The sequence below is a fragment of the Pantoea sp. Cy-639 genome, assembly GCF_011752525.1.
GTDB lineage: Bacteria > Pseudomonadota > Gammaproteobacteria > Pseudomonadales > Pseudomonadaceae > Aquipseudomonas.
Map to the genome: position 1 here is coordinate 128,901 of NZ_VWXI01000010.1, position 22,699 is coordinate 151,599.

The 22,699-nt window shown below is 67.4% G+C and carries 15 protein-coding genes; 3 read left to right on the forward strand and 12 right to left on the reverse strand.

Features of this window, described 5'->3' with window-relative positions:
* Positions 1–2: 2 nt before the first annotated feature.
* The 10 genes from F3J43_RS14320 to F3J43_RS14365 form a co-directional block, all read right to left on the reverse strand.
* Positions 3–692 carry a response regulator transcription factor gene (locus tag F3J43_RS14320; protein WP_166887384.1) on the reverse strand — a complete coding sequence of 230 codons (690 nt, stop codon included), beginning with the start codon at positions 690–692 and terminating at the stop codon, positions 3–5.
* A 115-nt stretch (positions 693–807) separates the two neighbouring features.
* The gene (locus F3J43_RS14325) at positions 808–978 is read right to left on the reverse strand and encodes a hypothetical protein (RefSeq protein WP_166887387.1); all 171 of its coding nucleotides are present in this window, start codon (positions 976–978) and stop codon (positions 808–810) included.
* Between the two features lie 131 nt (positions 979–1,109).
* A complete protein-coding gene (locus tag F3J43_RS14330) occupies positions 1,110–3,359 on the reverse strand; it encodes a TonB-dependent receptor (protein WP_166887390.1) in 2,250 nt (749 codons plus the stop codon).
* A 143-nt stretch (positions 3,360–3,502) separates the two neighbouring features.
* Positions 3,503–4,483 carry a siderophore ABC transporter substrate-binding protein gene (locus tag F3J43_RS14335; RefSeq protein ID WP_166887392.1) on the reverse strand — a complete coding sequence of 327 codons (981 nt, stop codon included), beginning with the start codon at positions 4,481–4,483 and terminating at the stop codon, positions 3,503–3,505.
* Positions 4,480–5,262: an iron ABC transporter ATP-binding protein gene (locus F3J43_RS14340; protein ID WP_166887395.1), complete on the reverse strand. Its 783-nt coding sequence runs from the start codon at positions 5,260–5,262 to the stop codon at positions 4,480–4,482. Before F3J43_RS14340 ends, F3J43_RS14335 begins: the two co-directional genes overlap by 4 nt.
* Positions 5,259–6,209 (reverse strand): iron chelate uptake ABC transporter family permease subunit, encoded by a 951-nt coding sequence (locus tag F3J43_RS14345; RefSeq protein WP_166887398.1) that lies wholly within the window; start codon positions 6,207–6,209, stop codon positions 5,259–5,261. The genes F3J43_RS14340 and F3J43_RS14345 overlap by 4 nt, the downstream gene beginning before the upstream one ends.
* Positions 6,206–7,150: an ABC transporter permease gene (locus tag F3J43_RS14350; protein WP_166887401.1), complete on the reverse strand. Its 945-nt coding sequence runs from the start codon at positions 7,148–7,150 to the stop codon at positions 6,206–6,208. The genes F3J43_RS14345 and F3J43_RS14350 overlap by 4 nt, the downstream gene beginning before the upstream one ends.
* Positions 7,147–8,916, reverse strand: coding sequence for an ABC transporter ATP-binding protein (locus F3J43_RS14355; protein ID WP_166887404.1), 1,770 nt, complete (start codon positions 8,914–8,916; stop codon positions 7,147–7,149). The genes F3J43_RS14350 and F3J43_RS14355 overlap by 4 nt, the downstream gene beginning before the upstream one ends.
* Positions 8,910–10,712 carry an ABC transporter ATP-binding protein gene (locus tag F3J43_RS14360; protein WP_166887407.1) on the reverse strand — a complete coding sequence of 601 codons (1,803 nt, stop codon included), beginning with the start codon at positions 10,710–10,712 and terminating at the stop codon, positions 8,910–8,912. Before F3J43_RS14360 ends, F3J43_RS14355 begins: the two co-directional genes overlap by 7 nt.
* A gap of 127 nt (positions 10,713–10,839) precedes the next feature.
* Positions 10,840–11,358 carry a sigma-70 family RNA polymerase sigma factor gene (locus tag F3J43_RS14365; RefSeq protein ID WP_166887410.1) on the reverse strand — a complete coding sequence of 173 codons (519 nt, stop codon included), beginning with the start codon at positions 11,356–11,358 and terminating at the stop codon, positions 10,840–10,842.
* Between the two features lie 230 nt (positions 11,359–11,588).
* Here F3J43_RS14365 and F3J43_RS14370 point away from each other — a divergent pair, with 230 nt between their 5' ends.
* A complete protein-coding gene (locus tag F3J43_RS14370) occupies positions 11,589–13,757 on the forward strand; it encodes a condensation domain-containing protein (RefSeq protein ID WP_205297863.1) in 2,169 nt (722 codons plus the stop codon).
* 58 nt (positions 13,758–13,815) lie between these two features.
* Here the strand turns inward: F3J43_RS14370 and basC are convergent, their stop codons facing one another.
* Positions 13,816–15,135: a putative histamine N-monooxygenase gene (gene basC, locus F3J43_RS14375; protein ID WP_166887416.1), complete on the reverse strand. Its 1,320-nt coding sequence runs from the start codon at positions 15,133–15,135 to the stop codon at positions 13,816–13,818.
* 63 nt (positions 15,136–15,198) lie between these two features.
* The gene (locus tag F3J43_RS14380; protein ID WP_166887419.1) at positions 15,199–19,524 is read right to left on the reverse strand and encodes an amino acid adenylation domain-containing protein; all 4,326 of its coding nucleotides are present in this window, start codon (positions 19,522–19,524) and stop codon (positions 15,199–15,201) included.
* Between the two features lie 149 nt (positions 19,525–19,673).
* On the opposite strand from F3J43_RS14380, the gene F3J43_RS14385 reads away from it, so the two are divergent.
* Together F3J43_RS14385 and F3J43_RS14390 are read left to right on the forward strand one after the other, a co-directional pair.
* Entirely contained in the window at positions 19,674–20,813 is a 1,140-nt protein-coding gene (locus F3J43_RS14385; protein WP_205297865.1) for an isochorismate synthase, read from the forward strand.
* A 25-nt stretch (positions 20,814–20,838) separates the two neighbouring features.
* Entirely contained in the window at positions 20,839–22,674 is a 1,836-nt protein-coding gene (locus tag F3J43_RS14390) for a (2,3-dihydroxybenzoyl)adenylate synthase (protein WP_166887427.1), read from the forward strand.
* Positions 22,675–22,699: the final 25 nt, after the last annotated feature.

Here is a 22,699-nt window from a genome sequence, read left to right on the forward strand (position 1 = left end):
GCTCAGCGAAACCGATAGCCGACCGAGCGTACCGTTACCAGCACGCCGTGGATGCCCACGGCCTCGAGCTTGCGCCGCAGGTTGTGGACGTGGGTATCGATGATCCGCGCCAGTGCGTCGCTGTCAGGCATGCACAGGGTCAGCAGTTCGTCGCGGCTGAACGCCTTCGAGGGCGTGCGCAGCAGGGCGGCGAGTAGGAGGAACTCCGAACGGGTCAGGTCCAGCGGCTGCTCCTGGCCTGCGGCATCGAACACCCCGGCGACGATGCGCTCGTTGTCGACCCACACCCCGGCGCACTCCAGGCGCTGCCGCGGCTGGGCCGGCGCGTCGTAGCGGCGCAGTACCGCATGCACCCGGGCCACTACCTCCCGCGGGTTGCAGGGCTTGACCACATAGTCGTCGGCGCCGTAGCGCAGGGCGCCGATCTTGTCCGGCTCGTCGCCGATGGCGGTGACCATGATCACCGGGATGTTGCCCAGACGGCGGATCTCGGTGAGCAGTTCGGGGCCCGAGAGCTTGGGCAGCATCATGTCCAGCAGCACGATCTGCGGCGACCACTGGCGAAACAGCGCCAGGCCTCGGGCGCCGTCCTCGGCGACGCTGACGTCGAAACCGTCCTTGCGCAGGTAGGCCTCGAGGATGCTGGCGCCGTCGGCGTCGTCTTCGACAATCAGTACGCGTTTGGCGGACATCGGGAACCTCGGTGATGAAGGGGCAGGAGCGATGGCGGCGCAGCTTAGCACGAAGCCTGCGACCGTCCGTGGCGGCACTTGCATGCTCGTCCAGGTGTCCTGCGCCAGCACCTGGTCAAGCGAGGAAGCGGGGTTCGCTCGGGGTGTCGTCGTGGCTGTCCTGGCGCATGTTCAGGTAGACGGCGGCGGCGCACAGGCCGAGCAGGCCGACGCTGGCGATGACGATGTCGCCCAGGAGCATGCCGGCGAGCAGGGTCAGCAGACTGATGCGGTTGAGGGTGGTCATGGCGGTACCCGTTGCATCCATGGAGGCAGGTAACGGGCACCTTAACGTTCGGCACGGCTTTGTGCAGCCCTGCGCCTTGCGGCTGGCAGGAACTGCACGTGCTTTGGCCGATCAGGCCTGTTCGCGGCCGCTCAGAAGTCCACGGTGGCGGAAAGCTGCACGGTGCGCGGGGCGCCAAGGCCGAGGCTGGACAGCAGCGGCATGCCCCAGTAGGCCTTGTTGGTGACGTTGTTGACCGTGCCGCGCAGGGTCACCGGGTGGTCGGCCACCTGCAGCGCGTAGCGCGCGCCGACATCATAGATCGTGTAGCCGGGAATCGACTGGCTGTTGTCGGCGCTGATGTACTGCTTCGACACGGCGGTGGCGTTGGCGGTCAGGGTCAGGCCTTCGAGCATCGGCGTGTCCCACTCCACGCCCAGCTTGCCTTGCAGCTTCGGCTGGCCGGTGGCGATCTTGCCTTCGTTGCTGCTCAGCGCAGCCTTGGTCACCTTGGGGTCGACCCGGGCCACGCCCCCCATCAGGCGCACATCGGTGACCGGGGTGCCGAAGAAGCTCCATTCGACCCCGCGGTTGCGTTGCTCGCCACCGAAGGAATAGATGTTGGTGGCCGGGTCGGTGTAGCTGCCCGGGCGCTCGATCTGGTACAGGCTCACGGTATGGGCGAAGTCGCCCAGGTCGAGCTTGACCCCGACTTCCTTCTGCTTGGACTTGTACGGGGCGAATACTTCCCCGGCGTTGGCCGCGCTGATCGGCGCGCTGCCGCCCTTGCTCAGGCCCTCGATGTAGTTGGCGTACAGCGACACTTGGTCGGTGACCTTGACCAGCACCGCGGCAGCGGGGGTGGTGGCGCTTTCGTCATAGCGCGAGGTGCGCGCGCCGGTGCTGACGCTGAAGCTGTCGGTCAGCACCTGCTGGCGGCGCACGCCCAGGGTCACCTGCAGGCGATCGTCGAGGAACGACAAGGTATCGGCCAGGCCATAGCTGCTCAGGCGGGTCTCGGTGTGGAGGATCGCCGGCCAGCTTTCTGCTGCCTTCGGCCCCCAGACCGGGTGATAGATGTTGGTGATCCAGTCGGCGCCGGGGACGAAGCGGCGGCCGTAGTCCTTTTCCTTGTCGGAGTAGTGGGTGGCGTTGAGCGACCATTGGTGGCCAATGCCGAAGGTGTCCAGCTTGCCGCGCAGGCCGGCCTCGCCCGAGGTTTTCTCCAGGTCGATCTTCAACTGGCCCATGGTGGTCTTGAAGTCGCCTGCACTGTTGAGCACCTGGGACGAGATGGCACCGTTGTAGGCGTAGTCGGTACGGCTGGTGCCGGCAGCGGCATAGGCGGTGATGGCGTCGTTGAGGTCGTACTCGCCGCGCACGATCACGCCCTTGTCGCGAGTCTGCACATAGCCCCAGTCCGGGTTGAGCAGGGTGTCGGACTTCGGTGGCTTGGGTACGGACACGCCGGTGGCGATACCGATGCCGCGGTTCTGCGCCTTGACCCGGTCCTCGCTCTGGTAGAGGTCGGCGGACAGCCGCGTACGCTCGCCGCGCCAGTCCAGGGCCAGGGAGTTGAGCTGTGCCTTCATCCGCTGGTGGTCGGTGGCGGTGTCGCCATCGCGGTAGACACTGTTGAAGCGCACACCGAACTGCTGCTCGTCGCCGAAGCGCCGGCCGACGTCCAGGTGTCCGCCGAGCTGCGCGTTGGACATGTAGGTGGTGGTGAAGCGCGTCAGTGGCTCGGCGCCTGCGCGCTTGGGCACCAGGTTGATGCTGCCTGCCACCGAACCGCCAGGGGGCATACCGTTGAGCAGCGCCGAAGGCCCCTTGAGTACTTCGACACGCTCGTACATCTCTGGCGAGATCCGGTAGTAGGGCGCCATGCCGTACAGGCCGCCGACGCTGACGTCATTGATGTTGGAGGCGAAGCCACGAATCGAGTAGTTCTCGCTGTAGGTCCCGGACAGCCCGTTGCTGAACACCGTGGGGTCGGTGGCGGCGATGATGTCGGTGATGTTCTGGGCCTGGATGTCTTCGATGTACTTGTCGGTGTAGCTGATGGTGCTGAACGGCGTTTCCATGAAGTCCTTGTTGCCCAGCAGGCCGACGCGTCCGCCGCTGGCCACCTGGCCACCGGCATAGACCGGCGGCAGCTCGGCGCGGTCGAGCTTGCCCTCGACCATGGTCTCGTCCAGCTCCAGCTTGCCGGCGACGGCCTCCTGGCGCCCTGGCCCGGCCGTCTCCTGCGCCTGGTCGGCAGGTTCGGCGGCCACGGCCGTACCGCCCAGCCCAAGCAGCAGGGCCATGTGCACGGCGGTGAAGATGCGGTTGAACTCGAAGTGCGACGCCGCCCGTTGTGATGCGGGGCGGACGTGCCGTGGCGTACAGCGTTCCGACATGCTGGATTCCTTTCGATGCGCAGGAAGAGTGAAGGGGTTCACAAAGGTTTCCGTGCCAGCGAAAAAAATCCTCAATAGAAATCATTAGCATTTAAGAGGGGCCGCCGCAGGCCATGCCCGACGACCCCGGCGCTTGCGCCAGGTCAGCCCTGGTAGCCGCGAATCACCTCGTCGGCCATGCGCTCGAGGCAGGTGACGCTGGCGGTGCACAGGTACCAGGTCTGGGCGTCGACGAAGACCACCCGGCCGTTGTTCCAGGCCTTGGTCTTGCGCAGCAGCGGGTTGTCCAGGCTGTCCAGGTTGAGCTGGGCACGCCGCTCCATCACCGCGGTGCGGTCGATGACGAACAGGATGTCCGGGTCGGCCTGCTGGATGAACTCGTTGGAGACCGGCTGGCCGTGCAGGCCGGTGGCCATGTCGGCGCTGGCCGGTTTGACCCCGAGGGTGTCGAAGATGAAACCGTAGCGCGACTGCACGCCATAGGAGGTGAACGAGCCATTGTTGTGCAGCACGATCAGGGCTTTTTCCGGGCGGCCTTCGGTGATCTTGCGGGTCTGGTCGATCTTGGCCTGCATCTGCGCCACCTTCTGTCGCGCCAGGTCCTCCTTGCCGAGGATCTGGCCGAGCTGCAGCAGGTGCCGCTTGGCGGTGTCCAGGTAGTTGCCGTGCTGGTTGTTCAGGTCCAGGTCGTCGTAGAGGGTCGGCGCGATCTGGGTCAGCTCGGGGTAGCTCTGCGCCTGCAGCGGCGAGATCAGGATCAGGTCGGGCTTGAGCGCGTGCAGGCGCTCGAGGTTGGGCTGGATGGTGGTGCCGACGTCGGCGATGTCCGGGTTGTCGCGGTAGCGCGCGAGAAAATCGACCACATAATCCTTGGCCATGCCCACCACCGGGGCGCCAAGCTGGTCGAGGCTGTCCAGCTCGCTCATGTCGAAGGCCACCACGCGCTGCGGCAGCTTGTCGATCTCGGTGGTGCCCAGCGGGTGCTTGAGGGTGATCGGCTGGTAGCTGGCCGTCGCCGCCGCTTGCGGCGCGGCGCTGGTGGCCTTGGGTTGGTCGCAGCCTTGCAGCGCGGCGGCGAGGGCCAGCAAAGCGACGGCCAGGGTGTTGCGGTTGCCCGGGTTCATATCAGTTCCCTTGACGTGGTTGGGTTGAAGTAGTTGCAGACGAAACCCTGCTCGCTGCGCAGGATCTCGAATTCGAGGTCGAACAGCTCGCGCAGGCGCGCGGCGTTGACCACCTCGTCCACCGGCCCGCTGCAGTGCACGGCGCCGCGTTTCATCGCGACGATGTGGTCGGAATAGTTGGCGGCGAAGTTGATGTCGTGGACCACCATGATCACCGTGCGCCCCTGTTCGTCGCACAGCCGGCGCAGGGCGCGCATGATCAGCACGGCGTGCTTCATGTCGAGGTTGTTCAACGGTTCGTCGAGCAGCAGGTAGTCGGTCTGCTGGGCGATGGTCATGGCCAGGAACGCCATCTGCCGCTGGCCACCGCTGAGCTCGTCGATATAGGCCTGGCGCAGCGGTTGCAGCGAGAGGAAGTCGATGGCGTGGTCGATCGCCTGCCGGTCCTCGTGGGTCAGGTTGCCGCGGCTGTAGGGGAAGCGGCCGAACGCCACCAGCTCTTCCAGGGTCAGGCGCAAGTTGAACTCCGGCGCCTGGCGCATGGTCGCCACCCGCTTGGCGTAGTCGCGCACGGCGATGCTGTCCAGGGCTTCGCCGTCGAGGCTCAGCTCGCCGCGACTGGGGTTCTGCAGGCGTGCCATGAGCATCAGCAGGGTGGTCTTGCCGGCGCCGTTGGGGCCGATCAGCGAAGTGATCCGGCCACGAGGGAAGCGCACGCTGACATCGGTCAGTACCGGCTTGTTGCCGTAGGCCTTGTGGACATGGCTGAGGGAGATCATGCGGTGCCTCGTGTGCGAACCATCAGCGTGAGGAAGTACACGCCACAGACCAGGTTGATCAGGATGCTGACGGAGGTGTTGTAGTTGAACAGTTGCTCGACCAGGTACTGGGCGAGGATGAACAGGATGATCGCGACGGCGCAGGCCAGCGGCAGCGTTACCCGGTGCCGCGCGGTGCGTGCCAGGGCGTAGCTGATGTTGGCGACGAACACGCCCATGAACGCGGTGGGGCCGACCAGGCTGGTGGACAGCGCCACCAGCACGGCGATCAGCGCCAGTTGCAGGCGCACGCTGGCCAGGTAGTCGACCCCCAGGGACTGCGCCTGGTCGCGGCCCAGCGCCAGTACGTCGAGGGTCGGCAACAGGCGCTGGACCAGCAGGCACACCGCACCCGCCAGCAGGCCCGAATACAGCACCTGGGTGGGCTGGGCCTTGTTGAACGAGGCGTAGTTGAACCCTTGCAGGATCGAGAACTCGCCGGGGCTGATCTTCAGCTGGATGAACTGGGTGAGGGTGGTCATCACCATGCTCAGCACCAGCCCCAGCAACAGCAGCAGGTAGACGTTGCTGCGCCCGTCGCGCAGCAGCCAGCGGTGCAGCCACCAGGAATAGCCGAGCATCAGCGCGATCGACAGCGCAACATTGGCATGACGCCCCAGCAGCACCAGGCTCTGGGTGCCCAGCAACAGGATCAGCAGCGCCTGGAACAGCAGGTAGACCGCCTCGTAGCCCATGATCGCCGGGGTCAGGATGCGGTTGCCGGCGATGGTCTGGAAAATCACCGAGGCGTAGGCCACGCAGACCCCGGCGATGACCATCGCCGCCAGGCGGTTGAGGCGCTTGGGAATGACATAGCCGAAATCCAGGCCCGAGCCCAGCAGCACGAAGCCCAGGGCCAGCAGCGCGGCCAGCAGCCAGATGGCGTAACGGATAGGGAAGCTGTTCATCGGAATTGCCTGATCAGCAGGATTAGGAACAGCACGCCGCCGACGCTGCCGGCGGTGAGGCCGATGGGCACTTCGAAGGGGTAGATCAGCAGGCGTCCGAGGATGTCGCAGGCCAGCAGCAGCGAGGCGCCGCCCAAGGCCACGATGGGCAGGGTGCGGGCCAGGTTCTCGCCGTAGCGCAGCGCCACTAGGTTGGGGATCACCAGCCCGACGAAGGGAATCGCGCCGACGGTGATCACCGTGGCCGACACGGTCACCGCCACCAGCATCAGGCCCAGCGCGGCGTGGGCGGTGTAGTTGAGCCCCAGGCTGCTGGCCATGCCTTCGCCCATGCCGAGCACGGTGAAGCGCTGGGCAAACAGGTAGGTGAGGGCGACGATCGGCAGGATCAGGTAGATGATCTCGTAGTTGCCCTGGACGATCCGCGAGAAGTCTCCCAGCAGCCAGCCCTGCATGCTTTGCAGGAAGTTGTGGCGGTAGGCGTAGAACTCGGCGAAGGCGCTGAGCACGCTGCCGTACATCAGGCCGATCACCGGCACCAGCACGGTGTTCTTGAAGCGGATGCGGCGGATGATCGCCACGTACAGCAGGCTGGCGACGAAGCAGAAGGCCAGGGCGAACAGCATCTTGCTGGTAGTGCTCGCCGCCGGCAGGGTGGTGAGGGCGATGAGGATCCCCAGCTTGGCCGCGTCGAGCCCGCCGCTGGTGGCCGGCTCGACGAAACGGTTACGCACGATCTGTTGCAGGATCACCCCGCACACCGCCAGGCCGACCCCGGTGAGCACCAGCGCGGCCAGGCGCGGCAGGCGGCTGGCGGTGAGGGTCAGCCAGGCATCGTCGGACAGGGCCAGCAGCGCCGACCAGGAGACCTGGCTGACCCCGACCGTCAGCGACAGGCCGCACAGCAGGACGAACAGCAGGGGCAGGGCGGCGCGCTTCAAACACTGTCCTCGCTGACCGATTGCGCGGCGATCCGCCAGCCTTTGGCGCTGCGCCGCTGGGCCAGGAAGTGGGCGTACAGGCCCGGCTCCGTGCGCAGTTGCGCCGGCGTGCCTTGCTGGCTGACGCGGCCGTTGTCGAGCACCACGACCTGGTCGGCCATGGCCACCGTCGACAACTGGTGGGCGATCACGATCACCGTGCGCTTGCCACGCAGGCGTGCCAGCGCTTCGCTGATCGCGGCCTGGTTCTCGGCGTCGAGCGCGGCGGTGGCCTCGTCGACCAGCAGGATCGGCGCGTCCTTGATCAGCGCCCGGGCGATGGAGATGCGCTGGCGTTCGCCACCGGAGAGACGCGCGCCACCTTCGCCCACGGCGGTGTCGAGGCCATCGGGCAGGCGTTCGAGCATCTCCAGCACGCCGGCCTCGCGGGCCGCCGCCAGTACCTCGGCCTCGCTGGCGTCGGCCTTGCCGATGCGAATGTTGTCGGCGATGCTGCCCTGGAACAGATAGGCATCCTGGAAGATCTGGCTGATCTGCGCGGCCAGTTGGCCGCTGCTGATCCTGCGTACATCCACACCGCCCACCTTCACGCTGCCTGCGTCGACATCGAAGAAGCGCGCGATCAGGCGCATCAGGGTGCTCTTGCCCGAGCCGGAGGCACCGACCAGGGCAGTCATGCTGCCGGGGGCAATGCTCAGGCTGAGCTGGCGCAGCACTTCGGGCTGGTCCTCGGCGTAGCGGAAGCTGACCTCATGCAGCTCCACCGAACCGTCGCCCGGCACTTGCGTGTCCCGCGCCTGTGGCAACGGCTCGACCGCGAACAGCTCACGGACCACCGTCAGCTGGCTGCGCGCGCTACGCAGCACCTCGCTGTAGCTGGCCACCTCCAGCAGCGGGTCGACGAAGCGGCTGAGCAGCAGCAGCGCCAGCACCGCCGGGATCAGCGTGGCCGGAGGCAGAGGTTCGCCGGCCAGGGGGCCGAGCCAGCAGGCGGCAGCCAGCAGCAGCGCGGCAAACACCACCTGCACAGCCCAGGTGTTGACCACCACCGACATCGCCGACACCTGGATCAGGCGCTTGGCGGCCTGTTGTTGTTCGGCGATCGCCTGTTCGAGGAAATGGCTGCCGCCGTCGGCACCGTTGAAGGCGCGCAACACCGATTGCGCCTGGGCGAACTCGACCATGCGCTGGCTGGCCTGGGCGGTGTTGGCGTGGTAGCGCTCATCGGCGCGCTGGCCCAGGCGCGCGGTCAGCGCGAACACTGCCAGCAGCAGCGGCAATGCCAGCAGGGCCAGCAGCCCCAGGCGCAGGTCGAGCAGGAACAGGGTGACCACCACCACCACGGGAGTGACCAGGCCGGTGATCAGCGGGGTGAACACATGGGCCGGCAGTTGCGCCAGGGCCATCATGCCTTGTGCGGTGACATGGCTCAGACGCGCCGTGTTGGGCGCGCTGAACCAGCCCACCGGCAGTTGCGCGACATGGTCGCCGAGGTGATGCCGGCCTTGCTGCAGCACGGCGACGCCGACCCGGATGCCGGCGCGCTCGACCCTGCGGCGCAGTGCCCAGCACAGCAGCACGCCGACCAGCAGCAGGGCCAGCCAGCGGCTGGCGGCGCTGATGTCGTTGCCCAGCAGGCTGGCCAGCACCGGCACTACCGAGACGATGCTCAGCCCGCACAGCAGGCCGTAGACCAGGGTCATGCCGAGGTAGCGATGGAGGATGCCGGCGTCGTCGCCGAGCAGTCGATTGAAGGTGTTCAGCATGGCTCTTGCGCCTCTTGCATGGCCTGTGGGTAGCCACCCAGTGCCCACAGACGGGCGTAGTGGTCGTTGCGGGCGAGCAGTTGGCGATGGCTGCCTTGCTCGCGGATGCGGCCGTTGTCGAGCACGATGATCCGGTCGGCGTGCATCACCGTGTCCAGGCGGTGGGCGATCACCAGCACGGTGCGGCCCTGGGCGAAGCGCGACAGGGCCTGCTGGATCTGCACCTCGTTCTCGGCATCGGCGGCGGCGGTGGCTTCGTCGAGCACCAGCACCGGCGGGTCGAGCAGCACGGCGCGGGCGATGCTCACCCGTTGCAGTTCGCCGCCGGACAGCTGCGCATCTTCGCCGACCACCGAGTCGTAGCCCCGTGGCAGCGCCAGGATGCGCGTGTGGATGTTGGCCAGGCGCGCCGCGTGCTCGATCTCCTGCTGGCTGGCCGAGGGGCGGCCCAGGGCGATGTTGTCGCGCAGGCTGGCCTGGATCAGGCGCACGTCCTGCAGCACGAAGCCGATATGCCGGTACAGGCGGGTGCTGTCGAGCTGGCGCAGGTCGGCGTCGCCGATGCGGATGCGGCCGGCCGTGGGGTCGAAGAAGCGCAGCAGCAGGCGGGCCACGGTCGACTTGCCGGCACCGGAGGCGCCGACGATGGCGGTGACGGTGCCCGGCTCGAGGGTGAAGCTGACATCGTCGAGCACCGGCGCCAGGCCATCGTAGCTGTAGCTCAGGTGTTCGACATGGATCGGCGCATCCGCCGCCAGCCGTGCCGGGGCGCCGGGCTGGGTCTCCAGCACCGGGGTCTGCAGCAGGGCGTGCACCCGCTGCGCCGCGCCGGTGGCGTTCTGCAGGTCATGCATCACATAGCTGAGCAGCAGCAGCGGGGCGCACAGGCCGGGGGCGACCAGGGCGAAGGGCAGCAGTTCGACCGGGGTGATCCAGCCAAGGCTGCAGAACAGCGTGCCGAACCCCAGCACCACGCCCAGCACCGCCACCGGGGTGAGCATGGCATGGGCGTTGGCGATGGCACCGACCAGGGGCCGGGTGAAATCGGTGAAGGCCGCGGCGAAGGCGTCCACCGCGTCGCGGTAGCTGCCATGGGCCTTGCCCTCGATGCCGAAGGCCTTGACCACCGGGATGCCGTTGACGAACTCGACCACCGCGTTGTTGATCCGCGCCATGCCCGCGCCGAACGCCTGCATGTTCGCGCCGCTGGCCTTGGTGGCCCGGACGAAGAACAGCAGGAACAACGGGAACGGCAGCAGCGAGACCAGCGCCATGCGCCAGTCCATGGCGAGCATGTACAGCGTCGAGAGGGTCACCGCGCCGAGGGTGCGTCCCAGGGTGGTGTAGAAGTGCGCCGTGAGGCTGTGCAGGGTGCCGATGTCGTCCTGCATCGCCTGCTTGACCTCGCCCGAGGCACGGCTGGTGAACCAGCCCAGCGGGACCCGGGCCAGGCGCTGGGTGATGGCCTGGCGCAGGTGTCGGGTGATGTGGTTGTCGGCCAGGTGCGCGAGCATCTCGCCGAGCGAGACCAGGGCCATGCCCAGTAGCAGGCACAGCAGGCTGATCCCCGCGACCTGCCAGGCCGTGGCCTCGAGCTGGGCGCTGTCGAGGGCGGCATCCGGCGCCAGCCAGCGCTGCGCGACGTGGGCAATGCCGGCCAGCGGCACCAGGGTCAGCATGCTGCCCAGGGCGGCCAGCGTGCCGGCGACGATCAGCCGCTTGCGGATCGGTTGCAGCACCTGCGATACCGTGCCGCTGGGGAGTGGGGTTGCCTCGCTTGCATCGTTGGCGCTCATCGAATCTCCTGAAATGACCACGGCAGGCCGCCGTGGGCGGGCCTGATGTCCTTGTCGCCTGGCGTTTCGCACAGTGCATACCGTGCATTCCGTACAGCGACGTGAATTCCTCAATCGGCGGCCGCCCTCAGGCGCCGGCCTCGGCCACGATCGGCACGCAGGCGCGGACCCCCGAGGCGATGTATTTCTCGACGGATGACACCGACACCTGCAGTTCGCTGGCGATGTCGCGGTGGGCCATGCCGCCGAGCTTGTACAACAGCAGGGCCTGGCGGGCCTTGGCTGGCTGCTCGAGCAGCACGGCCTCGATCTGGGTCAGGGTTTCCAGGAGCAGGGCGCGGGTTTCTTCCGAAGGGGCCAGCGGCTCGCTCTGCTGCTTGAGGCCCTCGAGGTGGCCGGCTTCGACCCGCCGCCGGCGATAGAGATCGATCACCAGCCCCTTGGCGATCTGCGTGAGGTAGCAGCGGCAGACCGGGGCAGGGGGGATGCTGCCGCGGCGCAGCAGCTTGAGGTAGACATCGTGGGTGAGGTCGGCGGCATCGAAGGTGTTCCCCAGCATGCGTCGCAGCAGGCTGTACAGCCAGCTGTGGTGCTCGGCATACAACTGGGCAAGTTGCTGCTCGAGCGTGAACGGTCCGTTGTCCACGGTACATCTCCCTGACGCTTCCCTTAGTGCAGATTTTTGACTAATGAGAATAGTTATGATTAATATTCAAAGCATACGAGGTTCCTGTAACCCGTGCAACGTGCCCTTCGCGCACACCACCCTGGCACCCAGTTCAGCTGGGGCCACCCCCGGACCGAGGATGGGTCTGTCGGCAAGACGCCGTCCCAACTACCTGTTGTCAATGTTCGCTAAAGGCGGGATTTTCCATGATGGAACGAAATCCAGAGGCTGCCGCGCAGCTCTCTGTCAGTGGTTTTGAAGAGCATGCATGGCTCACGCAGCAGCAATATCCGGAGCAGTCCTTGCGCCACTTCAGCGCCTGGCGCTTCGCCGAAGGCCTGGACCTGGCCAGGCTGGAGCAGGCGCTGCAGGCGGTGATCGAGCAGGTCCCGGACCTCAATGCCCGCTACTGCTTCAACGATGACGGCGAGCTGAACAAGCTGCACGCCACGGACTGGCGAACCTGCGTCGCTGTATCGAGTGTCGACGCCGAGGCCCAGGCCGAAGCGTGCGTGCAGGCGCTGCGCAGCGAGCCTTGGGATGCCGAGCGGCAACCGCCGTTCAATGCGCTGGTGCAGCAGCATGGCCAGGCGACGATCCTGGCCTTCGTGCTGCACCCGGTGCTCGACCAGACCTGCCGCGAGGATGACCTGTACCGCATGGTCATGAATGCCTATGCCGGCCGGCCAGTCGGCGCGCCGCACCTGCCCTGGCGGCAGTGGCAGGCGACGGCGCAGACCGCGTCCGCGCTCTCGCAGGTCCAGGTCGCGGGCGCAGGCGACGATGCCGCGCAGATCATCCTGGGCGAGTTCCGCAGCGCCCTGGCCGAGCCGGGCATGGGCCTGGACGACGATTTCTTCGATTTCGGCGGTCATTCGCTGCTGGCGACCCGCATCATCGGCAAGCTGCTGGGCAGCCATGGCCTCGAAGTGCAGTTCAACGATTTCTTCAGCGCGCCCACGGCCAAGGCCCTGGCCGCGCGCGCCCAGGTGCTGGGCCAGGGCGTCCGGCCGGTGCTGCCCGGGCAGGCGGCGGAGGTGCGCAAGGCGCCGTTCGCCCTGGCCCAGGCCTCGCTGGGCCGCGCCTATGCAGCCTTCGACTTCGGCACCATCTTCAATCTGCCGTTCGCCATGGACTTCCTCGATGAAGTCGACGAGGCGCTGTTCGAGCAGGCGTTCGCCGACCTCGTCGAGCGCCACGCCAGCCTGCGCAGCACCTTCCACTTCAGCGAGGGCGAGGCGTACCAGCAGATCGTGCCGCTGGCCGAGCTGCCGCGCTACCGTTGGTTCTGGTCGAGCCACGACAGCGCGGGCGCTTCGCTGGCCAGCGAGGCCGGCTACCGCTTCGACCTGTCGCGCGAGCTGCCGATGCGCGTGCGCTTCTTCCGCGACCCGCAGCATCAGCGCCAGAGCCTGTCATTGCTGGTGCACCACATGGCCATCGATGAATGGTCGCTGAACGTGATGATGCAAGAGCTGGCCCAGGCCTACCAGGCCCGCGCCAATGGCCGTGCGCCGATCTGGGACGCGCCGGCGCCCTCGTTCCATGAGTACGCGCAGCGCGAGCAGGCCAAAGGTATCGACGCACAACACCTGGCCTACTGGACCGACATGCTGCGCCCGGCGACCCCCGGGCTGGCCCTGCCGGCCGTGGATGGCCAGGCCGGCGTGACCAGCGGCGCGGCCACGACCCGGGCCGAGTGGTTCGAGATCCGTCCGCAGCAGGCGCTGATCGATGGCCTGCATGGCTTCGCCCGGCAGAACAACGCGTCGCTGTTCGGCGTGCTGTACACCGCCATCGCCGTGGCCCTGCACAAGGTGGGCGGCCTGCGCGACCTGGTCATCGGCACGTCGGCGTCGGGGCGCACTGATCCTGCGTACTACGACACGGTGGGCTACTTCACCACCATGGTGGCGCACCGCGTGCAGTTCGATGCGCAGCAGAGCGTTGGTGCGCTGATCGAGCACACCAGTCGCATGATCAACGACTCCATGGCCTTCGCCGATGTACCGATGGAGCAGATCCAGCAGGCGCTGGGCATGACCGCCGCGGACGGCCTGCTGTTCGACGTGTATGTGCAGATCCACGCCAACAACGCGCTCAACGGCGAGTTGCCGGCCCCCGAGGCCGGGTCGATCCGCTACCGCCAGATCGACCCGGAGAAGAACCAGTCGATGTTCGGCATCCAGTTCGAGATCATGGACAACGTGATCGACGGCCAGCGCGCCCTGCGCCTGGTGGTGACCTACCGTTCGGACCGCTACAGCGCCGCGCAGATGGCCCGTGTGCGCACGGCGATCGAGCAGGTGCTGGCGCAGTTCGTCAGCGCCGCTGGCGCTGACGCGCGGCTGGAGCAGGTTGCAATCCTGGCAGGCTGAATGGCCGGCAGAAAAAACCGGGGCCTGGTGCCCCGGTTTTTTTTGTGCCGTGCGCCGGTCAGGCGTCGTGCATGCCGTACTGCTGGAAGGCCGAGCGCTTGGGCAGGCGATAGTGGTCGCGGCCCAGCAACTGGTTGAGGATCGTCGCGTTGCGGATGGCGGCGATACCCAGGTCGGGCGAGCCGACGCCGTGCTGGAAGATCTCGGCGTTCTGCACGAACACGCGTCCGGCGCCGGCATCGCGACGGCGTGCGGTGAAGTCCTCATCGACGATGCAGTCGCCGTGTTCGTCGGTGGCCAGCAGGCTGTCCTTCAGGCGCTCGAACCACTGCGGCCAGGCATGCCCGTAGCCGGTTGCGGCGACGATGGCGTCGGCTTCGAAGGCGCCGACCTGCTCCAGTTCACGGTGGCGGTAGACGACCTTGAGGCGGCCGGCATGGTCCTCGATGCGTTCCACCTCGCAGTTGGACAGCAGGGTCAGCCCGGTCTCGGCGCCGCCGATCGAACGCTCGTAGATCAAGTCGTAGATGTCGCCGATGGTCGAGAAACTGATGCCCTTGTACAGCAGGCCCTGGCCGGCGACGATCTCGCGGCGGCGCTCACGGGGAATGCTGTGGAAGTACGCCATGTAGGACGGGGTGAAGCACTCCTGGCCCAGCTTGGAATACTCCATCGGGTGGAAGCCCGGCGTGCGGGTGATCCAGCGGATCGACGCGCCTGCCGCTACCCGCTCGGGGGTCAGCTCGCTGAACAAGGCCAGCACGCACTCCGCCGCGCTCTGGCCGGAGCCGATGACGGTTACCTGGCGGCAGTCGCGCAATTGCGCCTGGCGTTTGCCGAACTCGGCCGAATGCATGATCGGCGCGCTGCTCTTGACCTGGGCCCAGCGCGGCAGGATCGGCGAGGTGCCGATGCCCACGGCCAGGTGCCGGCTGTGGTACTGGCGCTTGAAGCCGGACAGCGACTGGCTCTCGATCAGGAAGCGATCGGCCTGGGCGTCATAGGCGACATCGCAGACCTCCTCGGCGAAGCGACAGCTCGCCAGTTGCTGCGAGGCCCAGCGGCAGTAGTGGTCGTACTCCCGGCGCGGCACCTGGAAGTTGTCGTAGTAGTAGAACTGGTACAGCCGGTCGTGCTGGTGCAGGTAGTTCAGGTAGCTCAACGGGTGGGTCGGGTCGGCCATGGTCACCAGGTCGGCCAGGAACGGCACCTGCAGCGTGGTGCCCGGCAGCAGCAGGCCTTCATGCCAGCGGAACTCGGGCTTGCGTTCGAGGAAGACACCGCTGCTGCCCGGGTGGCTGGCCAGCAGCGCGGCCAGGCCCAGGTTGAACGGGCCGATGCCGATGCCGGCGATGTCTACGGTGGGTGTGTCCTTCATCCAGTGTGTCTCCATGCATCTTGCTGTCAGGGGGCGCTGTGCCCCCTGGGGTTGTGGCGAAACTCAGGCGTCGAGCAGTCGTTCGACGTCTTCGGGGTTGCGACAGCGCAGCAGTTGTCCGGGGGACAGGGCCACGGCGAAGCGTGCCTGCAGGTGCGCCGCCAGGGTCTTCAGGTGCTGGGGGCGCAGACCCAGGCTGAGGAAGTCGACGGCGTTGCCGGCCGGGCGCGTGGCACCGAGCACCGTCAGGTAGATCTCCAGCACCTTGTCGCGAACAGTGGCCGCGGTGTCCGCCGGAGCCTGGCTGTCGAGCAGCGCCCTGGCCCGCGGGCGGTCGGGCTTGCCGTTCTGTGACAGCGGCAACTCGGCCACGCAGACAAAGCGCGTCGGCACATGGGACTGGGCCAGGTGCTGGCGGGCGTGGTTGCGCAGTTCGGCCACGCCCGGGTCGCCCTGTTCGGGATCGGCGACATACAGCGCTCCCAGGTTGACCTCGCCCAGGCGCGGGTCGCCGAAATCGACCACCAGCACGTGGTGCAGGGCAGGGTGGCTGGCCAGGGCCATTTCGATGTCCGGCAGCGAGACGCGTACCCCGCGCACCTTCACATAGCCGTTGACCCGGCTGTCGAACAGCAGGACGCCATCGGCACGGTAACGCCCGCAGTCGCCGGTGCGGAACGCGCGCACGGCCTGGCCGTGGGCGTCGTCGAGGGTGACGAAGTCGCTCTGCAGCAACTCGCCACCCTGCAGGTAGCCCAGCGCCAGGTTGGCGCCGCTGGTGTGGATGCGCCCGACCACGCCTGCCGGGCAATGCCGGCCCTGGGCATCGAGCACGTGATAGGCCGTACCCGGCAGGGGCCGGCCATAGGGGATCTGCGTGCGGTCATCGGCGCCGATCTCGTGCCAGATGCTCCAGATGGTGGTCTCGGTCGGCCCGCCGAGGGAGATCAGCCGCGCCGCCGGCAACAACTCGCGCAGCTCGGCGATCACCGCCGGCTTGATGTAGTCGCCACCCTGGGCAAGCAGGCGCAGGCTCGCGAGGCTATCGCCCGCGCGGCAGGCCAGGAGCATCTCGAGGATGGCCGGCACCGAGCACCACAGGGTCACCCCGTGGCGGGCAACCAGCTGGTTCCAGGCGCGCGCGTCCTTGTCCTCGCCGGGGCTCGGCAGGACCAGGGTGGCACCGGCGGCCAGGCTGCCAAACACGTCGAATACCGACATGTCGTGGTGCAGCGGGGTCACCGAGAGGAACACGTCCTGCGCGTCCACCGCCCAGTGCGCCAGGGTGCTGCCGATCACGTTGGCGGTGGCGCGGTTGTTGAGCACCACGCACTTGGGCTGGCCGGTGGTGCCGGAGGTATACAGGTAGTAGGCCGGCGCCTCGTTCAGCGACAGGTCCGCCAGCGCCTGGGGGGCCGCCGCGGGTTCGGCCAGCAGTTCGGCGCAGCGCGCGGCCGGGTGGCCGAAGGCCTCGCCATCGGCCAGCACCACCAGGTCGGGGCGGCAGTTGTCCAGCAGGTAGCGGCGTCGCTCCTCGGGCGCGGCAGCGTCGATCGGCACCCAGATCACTCCGGTCAGCGCGCAGGCGAGGGTCATTTGGGTGTGCTCCGGGCTGCGCGGCAGGCACAGGGCGAGCACCTTGCCCTGGTCCAGCCCGCGGGCGCGCAGCGCGGCGATGATGCGGGCGACGCCATCGCCCAGTTCGGCGTAGCTGAGCTGTCGTTCGCCCTGGATCAGCGCCACCTTGTCTGCCTCGGGGCTGAACAGGCGCTGGGCGATGCGCGCCAGGAAGGGCTCCTGGCTTGCGTGTGCGGGCGGGCTGTTGAGGCAGTAGTGGTGGCTATCGACCAGCGCGCGGGTGTCGAGGTCGAACTCGCCGCGCTCGGCAATCTGTTCGATGGCCTGGCCCAAGGCACGCAGGATGTCGCTGACCTGCGCTGCGGCGAGCATGTCCCGGGCGTAGTCGATATCCAGCCGCAGGGCACCGTCGGCGTCGGCCCAGAAACGCACGTCCATGGCCACCTGGGGCGTCTGGGTCAGGCCGTCGTGCAGATGCATGCCGCTACTGGCCGGCACCGATGGCCAGGACAGGCCGTTGGTGATGACCACCGGCAGCACCGGGCCGGGGCCGCAGCGCTCGAACAGCAGGCGGGCCAGGTCGACTCCGGAGAACGCCAGGTGCTGCAAGCCTTCGAGGACATCCACCTGCAAGCGGGCGGCGCGTTCGCCGAAGCTGGCATCGTGCGCCTTCCAGTTGATGGCGATGAAGCTGGAGCGGTTGGCGAACGCGGCATCGGTCTGCGGCGCCACCGGCACTGCGACGCACAGGTCGCCCTCGCTGAGCCAGCGGGACAACACCTCGAGCACCACGGCCATCAGCGCGGAGTTCTTGAACAGGCGCTGGCGGGCGCCGGCCTTGCTCAGGGCGGCGAAGCGCTGCTTGTCGATGCTCAGGCTCTGGCGCGCATAGCGGGCAGCGCCGGCCTGCTCCAGGGGCACCTGCCAGGGCAGGCGTGGCGCGTTGTCCACCGCAGCCAGCTTGGCGCTCCAGTAGGCACTGGCCGCCTGGCGTGCATCGCTGGCCGCGACGGGCGGGGCGCTGGCTTCATGGGCAGGCGTCGCGGGTACATGACCGTCGAACAGCTCCAGCATCAATGTGGCGATCGAGCGACCATCGAGAATCAGCGCATCCATGCGCACAAAGGCCACCTGCTGCTGGCCGGGCAACTGGAACAGGGTGACATTCCACGGCGCGCGATCCAGGGGGAACTGGGCGTGGGCGTAGTCGTCGCGGCGCAGGTCGATGGCGTGCAGCGCCTGGTCGAGTGGCAGGTGGGCGAGGTCGATCTCCTCCAGGTTGACCTGCGGCTCGTCGCTGACGTATTGCACCAGCCGTTGCGTATCGATGCGGGTGCGCAGGCTCGGGTGGCGCTCGACCATCGCCTGCAAGCGCTCGCGCACCTGGGCAGGGTCGATCTGCCCGCGGTATTCGCGAAACTCCTGCATGGCCACGCCGCCCAGCGGTACCTGGGTGCCACGGCCGAGCAGGTAGGCCTGTTGCAAGGCGTTCAGGGGCTGTGCGCAGGCCTTGCGCGGCAGCGTCCGCTCGAGCGTCCGCGGGTCGGCCGCCACGGTGCTGACGAGCGCCACGAAGCGCTCGAACAGGGTGTTGATCCAGGCCTGGGGCAGGGCGTCGAGGCGCACGTCCCAGTTGATCAGGATGCCGCCATCGGCACAGGCGACCTGCGCGTCCAGGGCAACCTGGGGGCCTTGTGAAATCACCCAGTTCAGATCGCCAAAGCTGCGGCGTACCTGTTCGGACAGCAGCTCGCCTTCCGGCAGGTCGAGCGCGCTGGTGAACACCACCGGCGCCAGTTGCGGGGTGCCGTGGTGGCGCGACAGGTCGCGCATCACGTTGACCCCTGAATAGCTGCTGTGTTCCAGCAGATCGATCATTTTCCCCGACAGTTGCCCGCAGAGTGCGGCCGGGGTGGCCGCCGCGTCGAGGTCGACATCGAGGATCAGCACGTTGGCGAACTCGCCGACCACGCGCTCGACGCCGTCCACCAGCGGCGGGCGCCAGAACGCCGGCACGTTGAGACGAAAACGCGTGTCGCCGGTATGGGCGCCGAGCGTTGCGGCGAACAGCCCGAGCATCAGGTTCGACAGCGTCAGCCGGCGCGTGCGCGCCAGTTGCGTCAGGGCCTGGCGCTGGCGTGCGTCGAGGCGGGTGCTCAGGCGCTGGCTGTGGGCGTGCTCGGGCGCAGTCGCCGGCAAGGGCAGGGTCGGGGCCGGGGCGATGTCGCCGAGGCGTTCGCGCCACCAGCGCCGATCGCGCTCGTGCGCCGCCTTGAGCGTGCTGTCGCTGCGCGCCAGGTCCCACCAGTCGAAGAATGCCGGGGTGGCGGGCAGGGGCTGGGCAGGGGAGGCGTAGCAGCATGCCAGGTCCTCCAGCAGCGGGCGGAAGCTCGAAGGATCGATGGCGATCATGTCGGTATCGACGTGCAATCGAACCTGGTCGCCCGCCAGCAGGCTCACGGCGAAGCGTGCCGGGTTGGCGTGGCGCAGGTCCAGTTGCTGGTGGCTCCATTGCTCGCGCTTGCGCAGCAGGTGTTGCTCGGCCTGTGGCGCGCTCAGCGCGCGCAGGTCCTCGACCTCCAGCTGCGGTGCCTGGTCGAGGGGGGCGAGGTATTGCTGGCCTTGTTCGCTGATGCGCAGGCGCAGCATGGGATGCCTCTGGCTGACCTGGGCCAGCGCGGTGCGCAATCTGTCCAGGTCGATCCCGTGGCCGTCGAACTCCGCGTACAGATGAGCTGAAACTTTCCCTAGTGCCGCATGAGCAGTGCGCCCGATCCAACAGGCGGCTTGCATCGAAGTTAACTCTCTCATGACTGACTCATATCACGTGATTGACAAGCCCTTGAAAATGGCGTCCTCTATTATTAGAAACGATAATGATTAAGATTCAAGTAGAATTTTAATCGATCAAGCACGGAGGCTGTACCAAGATGAGAACAAGCGTCCTCATGGCGAGTGACATGGACCAGGCAGTACTGGAGAGTGGGGCGTTCTCGTTCACCTCCGGTGACCGGGAACTGATTGTCAGCGGAGCCATGCAACGCATCGAAACCCCTGCCGCCGGTGGCGAAGACCCCGGCAGTGCCTTGCAGAAGGCTCTGGCGCAAGCGTTCGAGCGTGCCCGCCAGGCCGGGCAGGAAAACCCGGTGATCGTCGGCGCCGTGCCGTTCGACCCGCGCGAGGCATCTTGCCTGTACTTGCCCGAACAGAGCCAGTGGCGCACTCGCGACATGACCCGGGAAGTCGCAGGCGGCAACTTGCCGGAACTTCTCGAACAGCAGGATATTCCCGGCGAACTGGCCTTCAAGCGCTCGGTGGAACAGGCCATCGTCAACTTCCGCCACAGCGATGTTCGCAAGGCGGTGCTATCGACCCAGCGTGAACTGGTATTTGCCGACACGGTCGATGTCGACACTATCGCCCGCAACTTGCGGGCACAGAATCCCAATGGCTACCACTTCCGCGTGCCGATGGCCGATGGCGGTACGCTGCTGGGTGTCAGCCCGGAACTGCTGGTGCGCAAGGAAGGCGCCAGCTTCGTCTCCAACCCCCTGGCCGGCTCGGTCAAGCGCATGGCCGACCCCGAGGCCGACCAGCGCAACGCCGAGTGGCTGGCGGCGTCGGAAAAGGACCACTACGAGCACGCGTTCGTCACCAGCGACATCGCCGCGCGGGTCGGTGAGCAGTGCCTGCAACTGAACGTGCCGGCGCGGCCGTCGCTGATCAGCACCCCGGCGCTGTGGCACCTGTCGACGCGCATCGAGGGCACCCTGATCGACCCGGGCGTCAGCGCCCTGCAACTGGCTTGCCGAATGCACCCGACTCCGGCGGTGTGCGGTTACCCGACCGAACTGGCGCGGCGCCTGATCCGCTTCGTCGAGCACCACGAGCGTGGCCTGTTCACCGGCATGGTGGGCTGGTGCGATGCCGCCGGCAACGGCGAGTGGGTGGTGACCATCCGCTGCGGCACGATCAAGGGCAAGCGCGTGCGGCTGTTCGCCGGCGCCGGCATCGTCGAAGCCTCGCAACCCGAAATCGAGTGGGCGGAAGTCCAGACCAAGCTGCGCACCATGCTGCGTGCCTGCGGTGTTTCCCAATAATCCGATTCCCCGACGTGTGACCCCTATGACTCTCGAATTCACCCGCTGGCCCGAGGACCGGGCGCAAACCTACCGTGACCGTGGCTACTGGATCGACCAGCCGCTGTCGCAGATCCTGCAGGCACGTTGCCAGGCTCAGCCCAACGCCGTGGCGGTCATCTGCGCCGAGCGCCGCTTCAGCTACGCCGACCTCGACCGCTTGTCCTCCAACCTGGCCTCGCGCCTGGCCGAGCGTGGTCTCGGCCAGGGCGATACGGCGCTGGTGCAACTGCCCAACGTCGCCGAGTTCTATATCGTCCTGTTCGCCTTGCTCAAGGCCGGCATCGCGCCGCTCAATGCGCTGTACAGCCACCGCAAGCTGGAACTGACCGCCTATGCCAGCCAGATCGCGCCGAAGCTGCTGGTGGCCTCGCGCGAACATGAAGTGTTCCGCGACGACAGCTTCGTCGAACTGTTCGAGCAAGTCGGCTCGCGTGCGCAGGTCACCCTGCTGCTGGGCGAGGACGCTGCCGAGCACAGCCTGGCACAGTGGCTCGACACGCCCGCGGCGCAGGCGCTGCCCTACGCGCCGACGGCTGCCGACCAGGTCGCGCTGTTCCAGCTCTCTGGCGGCAGTACCGGGACGCCCAAGTTGATCCCGCGCACCCACAACGACTACCACTACAACGCCCGCGTCTGCGCCGAGGTGTGCGAACTGAATGCGCATACCCGCTTCCTGTGCGCGGTGCCGGCGGCGCACAACTTCCTGCTCAGTTCCCCCGGGGCGTTGGGTGTGATGCATGCCGGCGGCTGTGTGGTGATGGCCGCCAACCCGGAGCCGCTGGGCTGCTTCGAGCTGGTCCAGCGCCACGAAGTCAACACCGTCGCCCTGGTGCCCAGCGCGGTGGTGCTGTGGCTGCAGGCCGCGCCGGCGCACCGCGACAAGTTGCAGTCGCTGCAGTACCTGCAGGTCGGCGGCGCGGTGTTCGCCGATTCATTGGCGCGGCAGGTGCCGAGCGTGCTCGGTTGCCGTCTGCAGCAGGTGTTCGGCATGGCCGAGGGACTGATCAACTACACCCGCCTGGACGACAGCGACGAGCAGGTGTTCACCACCCAGGGCCGCCCGGTCAGCCCCGATGACGAGATCAAGATCGTCGACGAGGATGGCGTGCCGGTGCCCGCCGGCACCCCCGGCATGCTCGCCACCCGCGGGCCGTATACCTTCTGTGGCTACTACAAGAGCCCGGAGCAGAATGCCAAGGCCTTCGACCAGGACGGTTTCTACTACTCCGGCGACCTGGTGCAACTGATGCCGAGCGGCGACCTGCGGGTGGTCGGGCGGATCAAGGACCAGATCAATCGCGGCGGCGAGAAGGTCGCCTCCGAAGAGATCGAGAACCTGCTGGTGCTGCACCCGGACGTCACCCATGCCGGCCTGGTGGCAATGCCCGACGAGCAACTGGGCGAGAAGAGCTGCGCCTTCGTGGTCTCGCGCAACTCCGCGCTCAAGGCCCCGGCGCTGCGCCGCCACCTGCTGGAGCTGGGCATCGCCGAGTTCAAGCTGCCGGATCGCATCCGCATGATCGAGCGCATGCCGCTGACCGCGGTGGGCAAGATCGACAAGAAGCAGCTGCGCCACCTGCTGGCGGTGGACAGTACCCGACAATGGCTGCACACCCGCCTGGTGCAACTGCTCGAGGACGGCGAGGAGCTCGACCCGCAGGAGAACCTGATCTTCTACGGACTGGACTCGCTGCAGGTGATGAAGCTGGCCACGGAGCTGAAGGCGCGTGGCATCGAGGTGAGCTTCGAGGAGCTGGCCAGTTCGCCGACCCTGGCGCAATGGTGGGCGCTGGTCGAAGCACGCCAACCGGCCGCCTGATACCCGGCAACGGGCCGCACCGGCA

Excerpts from the sequence above, each read along its gene's own strand:
- F3J43_RS14340 (WP_166887395.1), bottom strand. The coding sequence starts at position 5,262 with ATGATCTCCCTCAGCCATGTCCACAAGGCCTACGGCAACAAGCCGGTA.
- F3J43_RS14355 (WP_166887404.1), bottom strand. The coding sequence starts at position 8,916 with ATGCTGAACACCTTCAATCGACTGCTCGGCGACGACGCCGGCATCCTC.
- F3J43_RS14370 (WP_205297863.1), top strand. The coding sequence starts at position 11,589 with ATGGAACGAAATCCAGAGGCTGCCGCGCAGCTCTCTGTCAGTGGTTTT.
- F3J43_RS14380 (WP_166887419.1), bottom strand. The coding sequence starts at position 19,524 with ATGAGAGAGTTAACTTCGATGCAAGCCGCCTGTTGGATCGGGCGCACT.
- F3J43_RS14330 (WP_166887390.1), bottom strand. The coding sequence starts at position 3,359 with ATGTCGGAACGCTGTACGCCACGGCACGTCCGCCCCGCATCACAACGG.
- F3J43_RS14385 (WP_205297865.1), top strand. The coding sequence starts at position 19,674 with ATGGACCAGGCAGTACTGGAGAGTGGGGCGTTCTCGTTCACCTCCGGT.
- F3J43_RS14335 (WP_166887392.1), bottom strand. The coding sequence starts at position 4,483 with ATGAACCCGGGCAACCGCAACACCCTGGCCGTCGCTTTGCTGGCCCTC.
- basC (WP_166887416.1), bottom strand. The coding sequence starts at position 15,135 with ATGAAGGACACACCCACCGTAGACATCGCCGGCATCGGCATCGGCCCG.
- F3J43_RS14325 (WP_166887387.1), bottom strand. The coding sequence starts at position 978 with ATGACCACCCTCAACCGCATCAGTCTGCTGACCCTGCTCGCCGGCATG.
- F3J43_RS14345 (WP_166887398.1), bottom strand. The coding sequence starts at position 6,209 with ATGAACAGCTTCCCTATCCGTTACGCCATCTGGCTGCTGGCCGCGCTG.
- F3J43_RS14320 (WP_166887384.1), bottom strand. The coding sequence starts at position 692 with ATGTCCGCCAAACGCGTACTGATTGTCGAAGACGACGCCGACGGCGCC.
- F3J43_RS14360 (WP_166887407.1), bottom strand. The coding sequence starts at position 10,712 with ATGAGCGCCAACGATGCAAGCGAGGCAACCCCACTCCCCAGCGGCACG.
- F3J43_RS14390 (WP_166887427.1), top strand. The coding sequence starts at position 20,839 with ATGACTCTCGAATTCACCCGCTGGCCCGAGGACCGGGCGCAAACCTAC.